The organism is Veillonella sp. CHU594 (assembly GCF_003992265.1).
Taxonomy (GTDB): domain Bacteria; phylum Bacillota; class Negativicutes; order Veillonellales; family Veillonellaceae; genus F0422.
This window is the reverse complement of record NZ_RQVB01000009.1, coordinates 41,103-58,714: the sequence shown is the minus strand read 5'-3', so window position 1 is coordinate 58,714 and position 17,612 is coordinate 41,103. Positions and strand designations below refer to the sequence as shown.

General features: G+C 39.0%; 15 protein-coding genes. 13 read left to right on the top strand and 2 right to left on the bottom strand.

Annotated features, from left to right (window positions below):
- Nucleotides 1-143: 143 nt before the first annotated feature.
- The 10 genes from groES (at nucleotide 144) to sufU (ending at nucleotide 12,030) form a co-directional block, all read left to right on the top strand.
- Nucleotides 144-422, top strand: a complete 279-nt coding sequence (gene groES, locus EO111_RS06820) for a co-chaperone GroES (protein WP_038144714.1) — start codon at nucleotides 144-146, stop codon at nucleotides 420-422.
- Nucleotides 423-464: 42 nt separating this feature from the next.
- Nucleotides 465-2,093, top strand: coding sequence for a chaperonin GroEL (groL, locus tag EO111_RS06815; protein WP_062403098.1), 1,629 nt, complete (start codon nucleotides 465-467; stop codon nucleotides 2,091-2,093).
- A 365-nt stretch (nucleotides 2,094-2,458) separates the two neighbouring features.
- Nucleotides 2,459-3,928 carry a catalase gene (locus tag EO111_RS06810; protein WP_009353608.1) on the top strand — a complete coding sequence of 490 codons (1,470 nt, stop codon included), beginning with the start codon at nucleotides 2,459-2,461 and terminating at the stop codon, nucleotides 3,926-3,928.
- A 349-nt stretch (nucleotides 3,929-4,277) separates the two neighbouring features.
- Nucleotides 4,278-4,697 carry a DoxX family protein gene (locus EO111_RS06805; RefSeq protein WP_062403092.1) on the top strand — a complete coding sequence of 140 codons (420 nt, stop codon included), beginning with the start codon at nucleotides 4,278-4,280 and terminating at the stop codon, nucleotides 4,695-4,697.
- 566 nt (nucleotides 4,698-5,263) lie between these two features.
- Complete coding sequence (locus tag EO111_RS06800; RefSeq protein ID WP_127011097.1) at nucleotides 5,264-6,517, top strand: diaminopimelate decarboxylase; 1,254 nt, start codon at nucleotides 5,264-5,266, stop codon at nucleotides 6,515-6,517.
- 608 nt (nucleotides 6,518-7,125) lie between these two features.
- Nucleotides 7,126-7,869, top strand: a complete 744-nt coding sequence (gene sufC / locus EO111_RS06795) for a Fe-S cluster assembly ATPase SufC (RefSeq protein ID WP_127011096.1) — start codon at nucleotides 7,126-7,128, stop codon at nucleotides 7,867-7,869.
- 9 nt (nucleotides 7,870-7,878) lie between these two features.
- On the top strand, nucleotides 7,879-9,288 hold the full coding sequence (gene sufB, locus EO111_RS06790; protein WP_127011095.1) for a Fe-S cluster assembly protein SufB: 1,410 nt from the start codon (nucleotides 7,879-7,881) through the stop codon (nucleotides 9,286-9,288).
- Nucleotides 9,289-9,297: 9 nt separating this feature from the next.
- Nucleotides 9,298-10,347: a SufD family Fe-S cluster assembly protein gene (locus EO111_RS06785; RefSeq protein WP_127011094.1), complete on the top strand. Its 1,050-nt coding sequence runs from the start codon at nucleotides 9,298-9,300 to the stop codon at nucleotides 10,345-10,347.
- A gap of 14 nt (nucleotides 10,348-10,361) precedes the next feature.
- The gene (locus EO111_RS06780) at nucleotides 10,362-11,591 is read left to right on the top strand and encodes an aminotransferase class V-fold PLP-dependent enzyme (RefSeq protein ID WP_127011093.1); all 1,230 of its coding nucleotides are present in this window, start codon (nucleotides 10,362-10,364) and stop codon (nucleotides 11,589-11,591) included.
- Nucleotides 11,592-11,604: 13 nt separating this feature from the next.
- The gene (gene sufU / locus EO111_RS06775; RefSeq protein WP_009353628.1) at nucleotides 11,605-12,030 is read left to right on the top strand and encodes a Fe-S cluster assembly sulfur transfer protein SufU; all 426 of its coding nucleotides are present in this window, start codon (nucleotides 11,605-11,607) and stop codon (nucleotides 12,028-12,030) included.
- Between the two features lie 109 nt (nucleotides 12,031-12,139).
- Here sufU and EO111_RS06770 read toward each other — a convergent pair whose 3' ends face one another.
- Nucleotides 12,140-12,364 (bottom strand): (2Fe-2S)-binding protein, encoded by a 225-nt coding sequence (locus EO111_RS06770; RefSeq protein ID WP_009353629.1) that lies wholly within the window; start codon nucleotides 12,362-12,364, stop codon nucleotides 12,140-12,142.
- Nucleotides 12,365-12,585: 221 nt separating this feature from the next.
- Between EO111_RS06770 and EO111_RS06765 the strand changes: the two genes are divergently transcribed.
- Complete coding sequence (locus tag EO111_RS06765; protein WP_127011092.1) at nucleotides 12,586-13,257, top strand: HAD hydrolase-like protein; 672 nt, start codon at nucleotides 12,586-12,588, stop codon at nucleotides 13,255-13,257.
- A gap of 231 nt (nucleotides 13,258-13,488) precedes the next feature.
- Here the strand turns inward: EO111_RS06765 and EO111_RS06760 are convergent, their stop codons facing one another.
- Nucleotides 13,489-14,715, bottom strand: a complete 1,227-nt coding sequence (locus EO111_RS06760; RefSeq protein ID WP_127011091.1) for an aminopeptidase — start codon at nucleotides 14,713-14,715, stop codon at nucleotides 13,489-13,491.
- 85 nt (nucleotides 14,716-14,800) lie between these two features.
- On the opposite strand from EO111_RS06760, the gene EO111_RS06755 reads away from it, so the two are divergent.
- The gene (locus EO111_RS06755) at nucleotides 14,801-15,397 is read left to right on the top strand and encodes a helix-hairpin-helix domain-containing protein (RefSeq protein WP_127011090.1); all 597 of its coding nucleotides are present in this window, start codon (nucleotides 14,801-14,803) and stop codon (nucleotides 15,395-15,397) included.
- A 65-nt stretch (nucleotides 15,398-15,462) separates the two neighbouring features.
- Nucleotides 15,463-17,604 carry a ComEC/Rec2 family competence protein gene (locus tag EO111_RS06750; RefSeq protein WP_164727617.1) on the top strand — a complete coding sequence of 714 codons (2,142 nt, stop codon included), beginning with the start codon at nucleotides 15,463-15,465 and terminating at the stop codon, nucleotides 17,602-17,604.
- The last annotated feature ends 8 nt before the right edge of the window (nucleotides 17,605-17,612 follow it).

The following is a 17,612-nucleotide window of genomic DNA, read 5'->3' as shown; positions in this document are numbered from 1 at the left end:
TAACTATGAAAAAGTATTTAGTCAAAAAGTCAAAAAAGACTTGCAAAAATTTAAAAATGATTTATAATAATACTTGTGATTAGCACTCACCACTCTTGAGTGCTAACATCGATATTATAGTGTATAAGAGAAGAGGTATAACAATGAAACCATTAGGCGATCGTGTCATTATTCGTGTATTAGAAGTAGAAACAAAAACGGAAAGTGGTATCTTTTTAGCATCTTCCACAAAAGAACGTCCATCTGAAGGTACGGTTATTGCTGTGGGTCCTGGTAAATTATGTGACAATGGCGAACGTGTAGCACCAGAAGTTAAAGTGGGCGATACAGTTATGTTCTCCAAATATGCTGGTACTGAGTTCAAAATTGATGGCATTGACCATTTGATCATCAGCGAAAAAGATATTTTAGCAGTATTATAATCTGACCAAAGAAGGGGACGACCCCATATAGGAGGCTATACAATGGCAAAAGAAATTTTATTTAACGAAGAAGCACGCCGTGCATTAGGCCGTGGCGTTGACCAATTAGCAAATGCAGTAAAAGTAACATTAGGACCTAAAGGTCGCAATGTAGTATTAGAGAAAAAATTTGGTGCCCCAACAATCACTAACGATGGTGTTACCATCGCTCGCGATATTGAACTTCCAGATCCATTTGAAAACATGGGTGCTCAATTAGTGAAAGAAGTTGCTACTAAAACTAACGATGTAGCTGGTGATGGTACAACTACTGCTACAGTCTTGGCGCAAGCTATGATTCAAGAAGGTATGCGCAATGTAGCAGCTGGTGCTAACCCAATGATCCTTAAAAAAGGTATCGAATTAGCCGTTAAAAAATTAGTGGCTGAAATTCAATCCAAAGCGATTGATGTAAATGGTAAACAAGACATTGCTCAAGTAGCATCCGTATCTGCAGCTGACGAAGAAATCGGCGCATTGATCGCGGAAGCAATGGACCGTGTAGGCAACGATGGTGTTATCACTGTAGAAGAATCTAAAACATTACAAACTGAGTTAAATGTAGTAGAAGGCATGCAATTCGACCGTGGTTACTTATCCCCTTACATGGTGACTGACCCAGATAAAATGGAAGCAGTTGTGAACGAACCATTAATCTTGATCACTGACCGCAAAATCTCTGTGATTGCTGACTTATTGCCAGCTCTTGAAAAAGTTGTAAAACTTGGTAAAGAACTTGTGATCATTGCTGAAGACGTAGACGGCGAAGCATTGGCTACATTAGTAGTGAACCGCCTTCGTGGTACATTAAAAGCAGTAGCTGTGAAAGCTCCTGGATTCGGCGATCGTCGTAAAGCTATGTTAGAAGATATTGCTATCTTAACTGGTGGTATCGTCATCAGCGAAGAAGTGGGCTTGAAACTAGAGAATGTAGATTTAGAACACTTGGGTACAGCTCGTCAAGTTCGCATCACAAAAGACGAAACTATCATCGTTGATGGTAATGGTAATAAAGACGTGATTGCTCGTCGTGTAGCACAAGTTCGCGCACAAGCAGAAGAAGCTACTTCTGAATTCGATAAAGAAAAATTACAAGAGCGTTTGGCTAAATTGTCTGGTGGTGTCGCTGTGATCGAAGTAGGTGCAGCAACAGAAGTGGAATTAAAAGATAAAAAACTTCGCATCGAAGACGCATTGAACGCTACTCGTGCAGCTGTAGAAGAAGGTATCGTTGCAGGTGGTGGTACTACATTAATCGATATCATCCCAGCATTAGACGGTATCGAAGCAACTGGCGATGTATTGACAGGTGTAAATCTTGTTCGCCGTGCTGTGGAAGAACCACTACGCCAAATCGCTTACAATGCAGGTTTAGAAGGTTCCGTTGTAGTAGAACGCGTAAAATCTACTGAAAGCGGCATCGGTTTCAATGCATTAACAGAAGAATATGTAGACATGGTAAAAGCTGGTATCGTGGACCCTGCTAAAGTAACACGCTCTGCTTTACAAAATGCAGCATCCATCGCAGCATTAGTATTAACTACTGAATCCATTGTAGCTGACAAAGTAGATGAAAATGCTCCAATGATGCCTCCAATGCCTCCAATGGGTGGTATGGGCGGTATGATGTAATTTCAGATTGCATCAGTGGATCGCAGTATTGACTAAGTAAATACTATGGGGACTGTGAAAGAATAGAGGACTATTCTTTCATAGTCCCTTTTTGTTATATGGGATATATAGAAATGCCCTTGAATGCCTTGGGTATCCTTCTGGGGTATAGTTTCATATATATATGGATGATATATAATTAATAACTTGATAATGTTATAGTTAATAACATGAAGAATAATGAAAATTAATGGAAAATCATTATTGACAATACATAGAAAAAGTTTTATAATTACATCATAAAGTAACGGATAATTATTATCCGTTGTAAAAGATATAGGTTTTAATTTTATTATAATATGTATAAGTTTACAAAGGAGAAAGTTATGAAAGAAGAAAAATTGACAACAGCCTTTGGTGCTCCAGTGCCGGATAACAACAACAGTGCCACAGCTGGAAAACGTGGCCCTGTATTAATGCAAGACGTGTGGTTGATGGAAAAATTAGGCCACTTTGCTCGTGAAGTGATTCCTGAACGCCGTATGCATGCGAAAGGATCCGGTGCATTCGGTACTTTCACAGTGACAAACGACATCACTAAATATACAAAAGCAAAAGTATTCTCTGAAGTAGGTAAACAAACTGATTTGTTTGTACGTTTCTCCACAGTAGCTGGTGAACGTGGTGCCGCTGATGCGGAACGTGATATCCGTGGTTTCGCTGTGAAAATGTACACAGAAGAAGGTAACTGGGATTTAGTAGGTAACAACACACCAGTATTCTTCATCCGCGATCCATTGCAATTCCCAGACTTGAACCGTGCGGTAAAACGTAATCCTGAAACTAACTTGCGTGATGCTACTGCAAACTGGGACTTCTGGACTAGCTTGCCAGAAGCAATGCACCAAATCACAATCGTAATGAGTGATCGTGGTATTCCTGATGGCTACCGTCATATGCATGGTTTCGGTTCTCATACATATAGCTTAATCAATGAGAACGACGAACGTGTATGGGTGAAATTCCACTGGGTATGCCAACAACCAATTAAAAACTTAACAGAAGATGAAGCAGCTGCTATCATTGCGAATGATCGTGAAAGTGCACAACGTGACTTATTTGATGCGATCGCTAAAGGTGATTTCCCTCGTTGGAAATTATACATTCAAGTGATGACAGAAGAACAAGCAGAAGCTCTTCCATACAATCCATTTGACCTTACAAAAGTATGGTATAAAAAAGACTTCCCATTAATCGAAGTAGGGGTGATGGAATTGAACCGTAACCCAGAAAACTACTTCCAAGATGTAGAACAAGCAGCATTTGCTCCATCCACAATTATCCCTGGTATTGGATTCAGCCCTGACCGTATGTTACAAGGTCGTTTGTTCTCCTATGCAGATGCGCAACGCTACCGCTTAGGCACAAACTATCCATCCATTCCTGTGAATGCGCCTAAATGCCCATTCAATTCTTACCATCGTGATGGACAAGGCCGTGTAGATGGCAACCATGGCGCTACTATTGGATATGCTCCAAATAGCTTTGGCCAATGGGCTAACCAACCACAATACAAAGATCCAGGATATGACGTGTCTGGTAAAGCATACCAATACGACTTCCGTGAAGATGATTCCGATTACTACACACAACCTGGTAAATTGTTCCGTCTCATGACTCCAGAACAACAACAAGTATTGTTTAGTAATACAGCTCGCAATATGGCAGGAGTTCCATTGTTTATCCAAGAACGCCATGCAAAACATTGCTATGCATGTGACCCTGCATATGGTGAAGGCGTAGCGAAAGCATTGGGTATTACAGTAGATTTCTCTACACCTGCTGACATCGGGTAACACTTGCAGCGCTATTCAGTCTATGGCGTTCCTTTGAAAATAGCATAATAGTAGGAGTGCGACACATTCCCTCACAAACGGTATTTCATAATGTTTGTTCGGGAACATGTCGCACTCCTTTTGTGTTGTCATTATTTTGGCAAAGGAAACGCCATAGACTTTTGTGCACAACTGCGTTCAAAGGGATAGGGGAACATGGGACAATAGTATTAAGCAATTCTTGTTAGGATATAAGGTAAGGGGTATGTATAGAATTGTATTTAGGAGAGTGGTAAGGTGTTATGGTATACTTATGTATATTAGTTAATTAATTAATTGTAAGAAAATTTGTTGAGGGAAGGATACACATATGGTTCATTTTTTATTGCGTGGTAAACCTACGTATGTTAACTTTGGAATATTGGTGTTGCGATTAGCTCTTGGTATCTCTATGGTCTATCATGGATATGTGAAGTTCTTAAGTGGCGCATCGGGGTTATATAAAGTAGGTGCTATGTTAGGATCATTAGGATTGCCTGGGTACTTTGAAGTGTTTGGAGCTTTTGCAGCAATTTGTGAATTTATTGGTGGTATGTTGGTTGTTTTTGGATTGTTTACACGCTTTGGAGCGTTGTTATTAGCTGGAGTTTTGTTTACAGCTACCATTCTTCATATAGATGCAGGTTTCTTTGCATGGGATTATCCATCACAAATGGGATTTGCTGCATTGGCTATATTCTTTATGGGTGGTGGACGATATAGTGTAGATGCGTCTTTATTTGGGAAGTAACTTGTTGTGCTATGTAGTCTGTGGCATTCTAAAATGAATAGAAGTAAAGGGAAGAGCACGGTATACTCCTCACAAACGGCACTACGTAATGTTTGTTCGGAGCACACCGTGCTCTTCTTGAGGCTATCTAATGTATGCAGTAAGGAACGCCACAAGTCTACTACGCTCAATTGCGTTTCTTAAGGAGGAGCACGCCATCGGCTTTTGTGCTTGTGTAAACTAAGTAGTAAGAAACGTTACAAGGCTACTATTTGCAACGGCATTCTATAGGTGAGATTATGTTTTTATAAGTCATATATATCATTTAATATATACATTCTATAGAATCTTTACAATTCTATAGAATGTATGTTACAATACGTTACGGTATTCATGGATTACCTTTGGATTGATGGCATAGTATTATGTATTTCTTTCACAGGTAATGGTATAACTCTTAAGGTCTAGGCGGAAATGTGTCGCTCCTTATTGAGATAATACATGAAGAGTGCCTATTGTTTAATATATTGCTATGTTACAGAAAGAGGCTGTCACATAGTACATTACAAATAGATTGAGGAGTTAAGATGAACGCAAAGACAACACCATTTACAAAGGAACAATTAGAAACGATTATCGCGCAATATCCAACGCCGTTCCATATTTATGATGCGAAAGGTATTATGGATAATATGCGCGCATTTTTAGATGCTTTCAGTTGGGCACCAGGGTTCAAACAATATTTTGCTGTGAAAGCAACACCAAATCCATATATTATGAAAATGATGAAAGAAATCGGTATTGGTGCAGACTGCTCCTCTATGGCAGAACTAATTTTGAGCGAAAAGGTGGGGATCACAGGAGATGACATCATGTTCTCCTCCAATGATACGCCGTACGAAGAATACAAAAAAGCGATGGATTTAGGTGCGATTATTAACCTAGATGATATTACGCACATTGCCTATTTGGAACAACATGGTGAGTTACCAGATCGTTTTTGTTTCCGCTACAACCCAGGTCCTTTAAAAGAAGGTGGTAATACAATTATCGGCCTTCCGGAAGAAGCGAAATATGGCATGACGGAAGCACAAATCATGGAAGCTATCAACTACTTAAAAGGAAAAGGTATTACTAACTTCGGTTTACATACGATGGTGGTATCCAATGAACTAGATGTTGATGGCTTAGTAGGTACGGCTGAATTGATGTTTAATCTAGCATTGCGTGTGAAAGAACAAACTGGTGTAGAAGTATCTTTTATTGACCTTGGTGGTGGTATTGGTGTTGCTTATAAACCAGAGCAGACTCCGGTAGATTATAAGGTGTTAAGTGCAGGTGTGAAAGCAGCCTATGACCGTTTGATTACAGGAACTGGTCATAGCCCTATTCAATTGGCATACGAGTGTGGTCGTATGGTGACAGGTCCTTATGGGTATTTGGTGGCTACCGCGATCCACAAAAAAGATATTTATAAACATTATATTGGCTTAGATGCATGTATGTCTAACTTGATGCGTCCAGCTTTATATGGCTCGTATCATCATATTACTGTGATGGGAAAAGAAAATGAGCCAGCTAACATGACCTATGATGTGACTGGATCTTTATGTGAAAATAATGATAAATTTGCTATCGATCGTCAATTACCAAAAATTGACATGGGCGACCGCATTGTGATTCATGATGCTGGTGCTCATGGTCATGCTATGGGCTTCAATTACAATGGTAAATTACGCTCCGCAGAGCTATTACTACATGAAGATGGCAGTGTCACACAAATTCGCCGAGCAGAAACACTAGATGATTATTTTGCTACATTAGATTTTTCTAATTTATAAGTAGAAATGTAAAGGGCTGTTCTTTACGATAGTTATTTAGGCTAATATAGACATATGCTTTAGTTACTTCTGAGACATTGTTATACATCTCAGGGAAATAGAGTATATGTCTATTTATATATAATTAGCATCTAATCGTGAGGGGCAATCTATTAGAGTTGGTATATAATTGTGTAGGATAAATTGCAAGTCTATATTTATAGAAATTGAGTGTAGTTATATGAAGAGAGTAAAATGCTTTATATCCCTAAAAAAATATGGGAATAGCATTTACAATATTGAGAAAATTCGGTATAATAAACATTGTTGAGTCTCTTGGTGGAGAATTTAAATTTCAATATGCTATAAATGAATAGATGGTATGTTAATATATCATCAAAATCATAGTAAAATAGTAGAAATTAGCTTGCGGTTCGAGTCTATACACAGTATAATATACATAGTATATTTACTAAATTAGATTTAAGCCAAAGTGGCGTTCTCATGCTATGAATATGACAGCGGATTACACTTTGGTGGAATCCGTTTTTTTACGGTATTCAACATATGCTAAGACCTAACTAGTCTTCGTTTGTATATAGTAGCTTATTTGATAAGGAGTGACATACGTGGCAGAATTACTTCGCGTAGACAATGTACGTGCCTCTATTGAAGAGAAAGAAATCTTAAAGGGCATCAATTTAACAATTAATAAAGGTGAAATCCATGTAGTAATGGGCACTAATGGTGCTGGTAAATCTACATTGGCAAATGTTATCATGGGCAACCCTGCTTATGAAGTGACTCAAGGTTCTATCGTATTTAACGGCGAAAATATCACAGAAGAAGCTGTTAACGAACGTGCGAAAAAAGGCATTTTCATGTCTTTCCAACATCCAATTTCTGTACCTGGTATTACAGTAGAAAACTTCATCCGTACCGCTAAAAATACAATTACTGGTGAAAATGTACGGGCCTTGGCTTTCAAAAAAGAATTGAAAGCGAAAATGGAAGAATTATCTTTCGATACTTCTTACGCTAACCGTTATGTGAACGAAGGTTTCTCTGGTGGTGAAAGAAAGAAAAATGAAATCCTTCAAATGTCCATTTTAAATCCTAAATTGGCTATTCTTGATGAAACTGATTCTGGTCTTGACGTAGATGCTGTTCGTATCGTATCGGAAGGTGTGAACCGTTTCCATAATGAAGACAATGCGGTGCTAATTATTACTCACCACAACCAAATTCTTCAAAAGTTACAACCAAATTACGTGCATATCTTAATCGATGGTCGTATTGTAAAAACTGGTGGCCCTGAATTAGTTCGTGAAATCGAAGAAAAAGGCTACGACGCATACAAAAATTTAGTATAGGAGGATCTCATGGAAGCGAGAAAGAAAACTCAAATTGAGGAGATGGATCGCGGCGTCTATGACATTCGTAATGAATTTGATTTCTCCTATAAATCAGAAGCTGGTTTAACAGAAGATATCATTCGTGAAATATGGGCTAACAAAAATGAGCCACAATGGATGTTAGAGTTCCGTTTAAAATCTCTTGAAATTTACAATCAATTAGATGTTCCTAATTGGGTGCCAGATATTAGCGCCTTAAATGTGGAAGATATCGTGACGTATGTAAAACCTAAAATTGATATGAAAGAAGACTGGAGCGAAGTTCCAGATGATATTAAAGAGACATTTGACCGTCTTGGTATCCAAGAAGCTGAAAAAACTTCCTTGGCTGGTGTAGGCGCTCAATATGACTCTGAAGTTGTATATCATAGTATTCAAGAAGACTTGATTCGTCAAGGCGTTGTATATACAGATATGCAAACAGCATTACATGAACATGAAGACATTGTAAAACAATACTTTATGACATTGGTGCCACCAACAGATCATAAATTTGCAGCCTTACATGGCGCAGTATGGTCTGGCGGTTCCTTCGTGTATGTACCAAAAGGAGTGACTGTAGATATTCCATTGCAGTCCTACTTCCGTTTGAATGCACCAGGTGCAGGTCAGTTTGAACATACTTTGATTATCGTAGAAGAAGGGGCGAAAGCTCACTTCATCGAAGGTTGTTCTGCTCCTAAATACAATGTAGCTAACTTACATGCTGGTTGCGTTGAGTTATTCGTGAAAGATAATGCGACTTTGCGGTATTCTACTATTGAAAACTGGTCTAAAAATATGTATAACTTGAATACAAAACGTAGTCGAGTTGGTAAAAATGCTACAATTGAGTGGGTATCTGGTTCCTTTGGATCTGCTGTATCCTGCTTGTATCCAATGAGTATCTTGGCTGGCGAAGGGGCACACTGTGAATTTACTGGTGTTACATTTGCTGGGGAAGGTCAATATTTAGATACGGGAGCAAAAGTTATCCATGCTGCACCAAATACAACAAGTAATGTAAACTCTAAGTCTATTTCTAAGAGTGGTGGTACAGCCATTTATCGTGGTGTCTTGAACATCGGTAAAAATGCAGACCATTCCAAAGCGACAGTATCTTGTGAGTCTTTGATGTTAGATCAAGAATCTCAATCTGATACGATTCCATCGATTACTATTGAAAATGATAATGTCGATTTAGGACACGAAGCAAAAATCGGTCGTATTTCCGATGAAGCGATTTTCTACTTAATGACTCGTGGTATTAGTGAAGAAGAAGCAAGAGCAATGCTTGTACGTGGTTTCGTAGAACCGATTTCTAAAGAATTACCATTAGAATACGCCGTAGAAATGAATAATTTAATTACCTTAGAACTTGAAGGTTCTATCGGTTAGGAGGTTAGGATGAGCAACACATTACATTTTAATGAATTGCCTAGACCGACTTTCCGTTGGTTAAAGGTAAATCATACAGAAGGCAATGTATGGGCTGGTACAGAACGTGCTACAGTGACAGTTGAAGGGTCCAAGCACATTGTAACAGACATTACAAATAAAGAACTATTAGAACCTTCTTATGAAGGTGTCCATGCTGGTGCGTTGCGCGATGCATCTCATCACTTTACACATGGCTATCATATTCAAGTACCAGCTGGTGCAAAGGAAGCATTGACCATAGTTCTTGATGTACAAGGTGCTGTCAGTGAAAGAACACGCTTACAAATCGAAGCGGAAAAAGACTCTACCTTAGAGTTAACACTTTGCTTGAAAGGCGAAGCTACTGATGGTCATGTGGGATTACTTTCAGAAATCGTGTCCCACACAGGAGCATCTGTGGTGTTCAAAAAAGTGCAATTGCTAACTGGTAAGGTACAACAATTTGAACATCGTTATACACGAGTAGAAGAGTCTGGTCATGTAGAGTTCATCAACATCGAGTTGGGTGGTTCTGAAAACTTCTTGAATTATCAAGAAGATTTAGTAGGAGACTACGCAGAAGTAGAACATGATTTAGGCTATTGCGGTACTGGTACGCAAGTATTTGATATTGCCATGTTAATGAAACATATCGGTAGAAAAACAATCAGTAATATTAATAACTTAGGTGCATTGAATGGTTCTTCTAAAAAATCATTCCGTGGTACCTTAGATTTCTTGCGTGGTAGCTTGGCATCTGAAGGTGCAGAAGAAGATACATGTTTACTATTAACGCCACAAGTAAAGTCCATTTCTTTACCATTGTTATTGTGTAAAGAAGATAATGTATCTGGTAATCACGCATCCAGTGCTGGTCAATTAGACCCAGCTAAATTATTCTATTTAATGAGCCGTGGTTTCAACGAAGAAGAAGCAAAACATATCATCGTAGAATCCATGTTACGACCATTGATTGATCGTATTGGCAATGAAGAAATGGAAGAAACTGCCTTAGCAGTACTACGACAAAAAATATAATTGAGAGGGATAGTATGAAACCAATAGCAGAGGCATATAAAGATTTTCCAATTTTAACAAGAACTCATCGTGGTAAACGTATTGCTTACTTGGATAGCGGTGCTACTACACAAATTCCAGTGCCAGTGATGAAAGCATTAGAAACGCATATGGCGAATCATAATGGAAATCCCCATCGTGGAGCCCATGTGCTTGCTATGGAAGCATCCGAGGCCTATGAAGGTGCTCGTGATGTGGTGCAACGATTCATTAATGCTCGTAAACGCGAAGAAATTATCTTCACTCGAAACACTACAGAAAGCTTGAACTTAATTGCTCATTCCTATGGCTTGAAGCATGTAAAAGAGGGAGATAAAATCGTCATCACTATAGCAGAGCATCATGCAAATCTTGTGACTTGGCAATATGTATGCCGAGTGACAGGGGCCACTTTGGAATATATGTACCTAGATGAAAATGGTCACATCAAAGATGGTGAAATGGATAAAATTGATGAATCTACAAAAATTGTATCCTTTGCCCATGTAAGTAATGTGTTAGGTATGGAATTTCCAGTAAAAGAGCTGGTGGAACGCGCTCATGCTGTTGGTGCCATTGCTATTCTAGACGGAGCGCAATCGGCTCCTCATCAAGCTATTGATGTGCAAGCCTTAGATTGTGATTTCTTTGTATTCTCAGGCCATAAAATGTGTGCCTCTCAAGGTATTGGTGTGGTATATGGTAAATATCACTTATTAGAAGACATGGATCCATTTTTATTTGGTGGGGACATGATTGAATACGTGAAAGAACAAACCACAACATTCAATGAAGTACCTTATAAATTTGAGGCTGGCACACCCAATGCACATGGTGCTGTCACATTAAAAGCTGCCATTGAGTATTTGGAACAGTTTGGTATGGATGCTATTCATGAATATGAACAAGAATTAGTGCGCTATGTATTACCTAAACTAGCGGCTATGCCACATATTCATTTATTAGGTAGTGCCAATCCAGAAGAAAAGCATGGAGTTATTGCTTTCACTGTGGATGATGTACATCCTCACGATGTAGCAACCATCATGGATAGCCATGGGGTATGCTTACGTTCTGGTCATCATTGTGCGCAACCACTAGGTGCTTACTATGGAGTACCGGCATCCAACCGTATTAGTATGTATATCTATACTAAAAAAGAAGATTTAGATCAATTTTTGGAAGCCCTGAAAACAGTTCGACCAACCATGGGCTTGTCAGAGTAAGGAGAACAATACCATGGAAATGGATCAAGTGTATACGGAACTGATTTTGGAGCATAACCAAGACAAGCGTAATAAGCGTTTGTTAGAGGTGTTTACTGCTAGTGAACATGGTCATAATCCAAGTTGCGGTGATGATTTAACATTGCAAGTGAATGTGGTAGACGGCATTGTAAAAGACGCTGCTTATACAGGTTCCGGCTGTGCTATCAGCCAAGCATCGGCATCTATGATGATTGATGTCATTACTGGTAAATCCTTAGAAGAAGCTTTCCAACTAGTGGACCTTTTCTTAGGAATGATCAAAAAAGAAGTGACTGATGAAGACGAATTAGAAGCCTTAGAGGATGCGATTGCTTTGCAAAATATTTCTAACATGCCTGCCCGTGTTAAATGTGCAGTGCTTGCTTGGCATACATTGCGTGAAGCATTAAAGAAATAAAAAGAAGGCTGCTACAGAATGATGTACATTCTTGAGCAGCCTTTTTTGTGTATATAAAAAAGATAGGTGATATGTATCACCTATCTTATGATTCTTATGTTGGTCGCGCTTACCATTGTCCTTCTTGGTGTTCCTTTAAAAGTTTCACCACTCGTGGGCCACAGCCTTTGCCACCGCATGCACCGGTACCAGCACTAGTGCGCTCTCTAATTTTAGGAAATGTATCGCAACCATCTAAGATTGCTTCTTTAATTGCTTTTCTTGTAATACTACGGCAAGTACAAACTTTTGTTAATTTATCTAAAATGGCCGTAGGAATTTGATTATCTTCCATACTGTCCTCCTACTATATAGAAACTTTTCTATATACAGTATACTCTTTACTGTATGACTTGTAAAGGTATTTTTCACAGCTAAGAAATGTATCCTGTACCTAAGAAGATATAGAACTAGTATACTTTTGAAAGTAGAACTGACACATGGAAACAACTAACGATTACTTATTATCTGTATTAACCTATATATTACCCCGCATTTATTTTGATAGGAGTCATTATGATTTGTGTTATTTTTGATTTAGATGGAACATTAACAGATTCTCATGAGGGAATTTTAAAATCTATACGTCATGCCTTAACGAGTATGAATCATCCTATTCCTGATGAGGACACATTACAATTATTCATTGGTCCACCGTTGGCAGATTCTTTTAAAGAACATTGTCATATGACAGATGAAGAGGTGGAGCAGGCCTACAACTTTTTCAAAGAACGGTATGATTCCGTAGGAAAATATGAAAATGCAGTGTATCCCCAAATTGAAGAAGCCTTAAAAGCGCTTCGTAAAACAGGTGCTTATGTTGGGATTGCTACAGCAAAACCAGAAGAACAAGCAAAGGATATTATTAAGCATTTTAAACTAGATCCATACTTTGAAGTCATCCGTGGGGCCAATCGAGAAATTGGTTTAGTCCATAAGCTAGATATTTTGAAAGAGGCGCTGCAAGATATGGAGACAATTACAGCACAAAAATATAAAATCTCCCGTTGGTACATGGTGGGAGATCGTAAATACGATATGGAAGCTGCCAAAGCATTAAATTGTGTGGCTATGGGTGTATCTTACGGATATGGTTCAGTGGAAGAATTAGAATCTGCTGGTGCTGATTATATCTGTGAAAGCCCATCCGATGTACTAGTAAATATCGCTGTAGATACATTGCTATAAGGCACTATTTACAGTACAATTAGGTTATATATCTAGAAGACCATAGGGTTGTCATAGAATAGACTACTGGTATATGGCAGAAAACAAATTGACACAATAAAAAGAGGCACCTTGCGGTCATGCGAGGTACCTCTTTTTTGCATTACCATATGTTAGTTCTTGCAATATCCCATAAAAGGGGGATTCTGATGATTTCATGGAGAAGCTAGAAGTATATTAGATAAAATTTCCCTACACTTGTAATCGTCCTTCAATCATAATAGGAACTTCTTTGCCATCTTTTGTAGTGCCCATGATATTCATTTTTTCATGACCAATCATAAAGTCTGTATGTGCTAAGGATGTATTCAGTCCACGAGCGTGTAGTTCTTCTTGAGATAATCCATCGCTATGGGCTAAGCAAGTTGGATATGCAGCACCTAAAGCCAAGTGACACGATGCATTTTCATCGTACAAGGTTTCAAAGAAAATCATATTGGATTGGCTAATAGGGGAGTAATGGTCTACAAGGGCTACTTCTCCAAGGTAGCAAGAGTTTTCATCCGTCTCAATGAGGTTTGTTAAATACTCACGACCTTGTTTGGCATCGTAGTCAACGACCTTACCATCTTTGAATGTCATATGAAAGTCTTCGATACGGTTTCCATCATAGATCAATGGTTTCGTAGAATACACGATACCGTTGGCGCCTTCATAGTGCGGTGCAGAAAATACTTCTTCTGTTGGAATATTGGCATCAAAGATAATCCCTTTTTTAGATGATTCTTTACCACCTAACCATAAGTGCCCTTTTGGCATTTGTAAAGTTAAGTCTGTACCGTTTGGACAGGTATAATGTAAGGATACCAATTGTAAATCATTCAGTGTTTTGGTGCGCTTAGCAAGGCGATCTAAATGGTTGGCAAAGGATTCTTCTTCTGGTACGTGTTTCATACGACATAAGGTAAAGATAGTATTCCATAAGCGGTTGATTTTTTCTTCTTCTGTGCCCTCATAACCAAGCAAATCAGCCCATGTGAGAGTAGCTACTGAGGCTACACACCAAGTAAGGGTGGAATCCATAATGGCCTCGTGGTAAAATTTAGTTAACTTGCCCATGCTACGAGAGGCGAGGGCGATTTTTTCAGAAGGCACGCCTTCATAGGCAAATGGATTCGCACTGATTAAGGATAAAATACATGCGTTGGAATCAAGGATATGGTGATACATATCTTTAATCCAAGGTGCGGGATTAGATAAGACCTCATCTTTTACATTGGATAGACGAGACTTAGCTGTGATAGTGCTACGCCAATTAATGTGCACATCTTTGGCACCCAGTGCATAGGCCTCGTCCACAACGATGTATACAAAATCTTTATTTTCTACATCTCCATTGATGACTAACAGTTGGTTTTGTTGTAAATTGACTCCTTCTTGTAGTAAAAGACGGGCATATTGTTGTAAATCTTCTTTCATAATACCTCCCAATATATACTGGTAGTGAATTTTAAAGGATACTACTCATCTATGACGAACCTTTTGTTTGAAAGGATGTGATAGAATGAAAGTAACAAATCGAAAACGAATTGGCATCATCGTATGCCTATTCCTACTGTGTGTATGTGGATACTATCTTATTATAGCAGATACACCAATGAAAGGCGATGGATCACCATCTGATACCCCAAAGATTGTGAAGCAGTTAGACAAAGGAAATCGTGGTGGTCCAGTGGAGAAGGAAACGAAAGCAGATACAATTTTGGTGTATGTCACAGGAGCGGTAGAAGAACCAGGCTTGTATGAGCTACAAAGCCCTGCGACAGTGAAGTCAGCTATTGAGGCCAGCAAAGGACTATTACCCTATGCAGATGTGAATCATCTACATTTAGAAGATACCTTAGAGGAAAGCACACATATTCATGTAGATTTCAACTTTCACGGAAGTCCTGAGGAGTTACTGCGAAAACAAAATATCTCTATTAATGATGGAACCGAAGCAGATTTACAAAAAATATCGGGCATAGGCCCTAAGATGGCGAAAAAGATTGTGGACTATCGTCAAGAACATGGTCCTTTCAAAAGTTTAGAAGAATTACGACAGGTGAAGGGGATAGGACCTGCATTGTATAAAAAAATTGTGGAGAAAGTACGATTATGAAAAGGTTACCCAAGCCAATAGATCTAGGTATCACCAGTGTGCTAGGAATGCTATTGGGAATTTGTATGAGTCTATACGAAAACGAAATACACACCTATCTTATGTATTGGTTAAGTATCATCACTATATTTGGCATCCTTGGGATAATAGGATTACGTGGATACGAACAACGTAATGAACATATGTATAAAATGATGCGATATGTGATGGGCTTAGTGGGTATTATTTCTGTATTTATTGCTATAGGATATGTACATACAGATCGAGTCATCACACACTATTTTGAAGATAGACCGTTTTATTATGGTGCCGATGGTGCCTATTATGTGCAATTAACTAGTAACCCACAGTCTACGGTGACGCTAGATGGCATTATGACCATGGTAGATGCTGATGTAGAAGGAATGGATATAGATAAGAATGGCGCTACTGAGCATGTGCCCGCTAAGGGAAGTATTCGTATTTATGTGCCAGGAGAGCCACCTATTCATATGGGAGATCGCTACGTCATTCGTGGTACTGTGAAAGGCTTTACCTATTACGAGCAAAGTGGTTCTCTATCTATGAAAACGAGACATATCAATGATGGACTACAAGGAAATTTGTACCAAGGTACCATAGAAGGCCCCTACACAGTAGAGAAGACCCTAGGCACATGGATAGCTGATACGGGGTATGCGCTGGGTGCTTATCTAGATAGAGTCCATCATTGGGTGGCACAACAATTTGAAGAGAATCTAGAACCATCCATTGCTAGCTTAGGATCCTCCTTGGTACTAGGCGGTCAATATGCTATGCTACCAGAAACAATGGTAAAGTTATTCAGTGAAACAGGTCTTATCCACATTTTGTCGGTGTCAGGGTCTCATATTGCCTTGTTATTTCTCATTATTTCTATCGTATTGCAGCGGTTGCATTTACGTAAAGGTGTAGAATTTTCCATCACTTGTGCTTTGATTTTACTGTACTGTACAATTGTGGGTTGGAGTCCGCCAGTATTACGATCTGCCATGATGGGACTATTAAGCGGATACGTGGTGATGCATGGCGGTACGTATCGGGCGTTACATGCGCTCCTATTATCTGCCTTATGTTTGCTTTTGTGGAAACCATTGTTCGCGGTAGATATTAGTTTTGTCTTATCCTTTGGGTCTACCTTGGGGATCATCGGATTGTATCCCTATGTGTATCGACTGTTTCCACCGAATCCTATCTCTAAAGGTGTGGCTTTATGTATCTCTGCACAAGTTCTCATATTTCCTATAGAGCTGTATTATTTTCATATACTCAGTTTCCTTAGTATCATCTCTAACCTTATAGTAGGGCCCTTGCTAGATATGGCGATTATAGCAGGTCTTTTCTTGGCTATCCTTAATTTAGTATTTACTTTTACATTAGGTTGGTCCCTCTTAGGTTTCATTCTGAAAGCCAGTATGTCTCTTTTATTTGCTATTCGTAATCTAGGTCTATTGTGGTCACCGCCGATGCCTTTGTGGTTAGTGGCAGTGTGGTATCTAGGCGTGGCGTATATATATTGGTTATTAGCACTGAAAGAGCCTATTTGTGTGGCATGGAATAGGATGGCAAGTATTGCACTCTTGGTAGTAGGGATGTTGCCTTTACTACTATCGTATGTAAAACCAACGGTGCAAGTGGTCCCTATTGCTATCTCCTCAGGACCAGCTTTCATGGTCTGTAAGACAGGCTTTCATAAGGAGGCGTATCTTTATATAGATGCTAAGAATGGCGATATTTCACCGCGAGCGATGAAACAATGTGTAGATGCCTTGCATCATCGTGGGTTTAGTCGTTGGAATGGTGTGTTTGTAGAAGGATATCAGAAGGGGTACACTCATGTGGATACCTTAGAACATCTTTATAGTAAAGGGCAAGCTGGTAAAGAGCTAACACTAGATTGGTTATCTGTACAACTTCATACCAAAGCAGGCTATGAAATTATAGTAAAAGGACACAGAAAGTTTCACTTTCATCCTAGAAAAGAAGGAGAAAAAGTTCAAGAAATAGTGTATAATACTAAGAGAGAAACGAATACAATATATGGCTTGACCGCTAGCAATCAATTATTGCATTATCAAGAACGAGGGGCAATGCATTTTATCGTGTGGAATACCTTGCACAGTCAATTTGATGTGGAGGAAGGAGTGTATATTGTAGGTAGTGATGAAAACAATGTAGTAACATTATAAGAGGTGCC

Excerpts from the sequence above, each read along its gene's own strand:
- EO111_RS06810 (WP_009353608.1), top strand. The coding sequence starts at position 2,459 with ATGAAAGAAGAAAAATTGACAACAGCCTTTGGTGCTCCAGTGCCGGAT.
- EO111_RS06785 (WP_127011094.1), top strand. The coding sequence starts at position 9,298 with ATGAGCAACACATTACATTTTAATGAATTGCCTAGACCGACTTTCCGT.
- groES (WP_038144714.1), top strand. The coding sequence starts at position 144 with ATGAAACCATTAGGCGATCGTGTCATTATTCGTGTATTAGAAGTAGAA.
- EO111_RS06760 (WP_127011091.1), bottom strand. The coding sequence starts at position 14,715 with ATGAAAGAAGATTTACAACAATATGCCCGTCTTTTACTACAAGAAGGA.
- EO111_RS06800 (WP_127011097.1), top strand. The coding sequence starts at position 5,264 with ATGAACGCAAAGACAACACCATTTACAAAGGAACAATTAGAAACGATT.
- EO111_RS06770 (WP_009353629.1), bottom strand. The coding sequence starts at position 12,364 with ATGGAAGATAATCAAATTCCTACGGCCATTTTAGATAAATTAACAAAA.
- EO111_RS06805 (WP_062403092.1), top strand. The coding sequence starts at position 4,278 with ATGGTTCATTTTTTATTGCGTGGTAAACCTACGTATGTTAACTTTGGA.
- groL (WP_062403098.1), top strand. The coding sequence starts at position 465 with ATGGCAAAAGAAATTTTATTTAACGAAGAAGCACGCCGTGCATTAGGC.
- EO111_RS06755 (WP_127011090.1), top strand. The coding sequence starts at position 14,801 with ATGAAAGTAACAAATCGAAAACGAATTGGCATCATCGTATGCCTATTC.
- sufB (WP_127011095.1), top strand. The coding sequence starts at position 7,879 with ATGGAAGCGAGAAAGAAAACTCAAATTGAGGAGATGGATCGCGGCGTC.
- EO111_RS06765 (WP_127011092.1), top strand. The coding sequence starts at position 12,586 with ATGATTTGTGTTATTTTTGATTTAGATGGAACATTAACAGATTCTCAT.
- sufU (WP_009353628.1), top strand. The coding sequence starts at position 11,605 with ATGGAAATGGATCAAGTGTATACGGAACTGATTTTGGAGCATAACCAA.
- EO111_RS06780 (WP_127011093.1), top strand. The coding sequence starts at position 10,362 with ATGAAACCAATAGCAGAGGCATATAAAGATTTTCCAATTTTAACAAGA.
- EO111_RS06750 (WP_164727617.1), top strand. The coding sequence starts at position 15,463 with ATGAGTCTATACGAAAACGAAATACACACCTATCTTATGTATTGGTTA.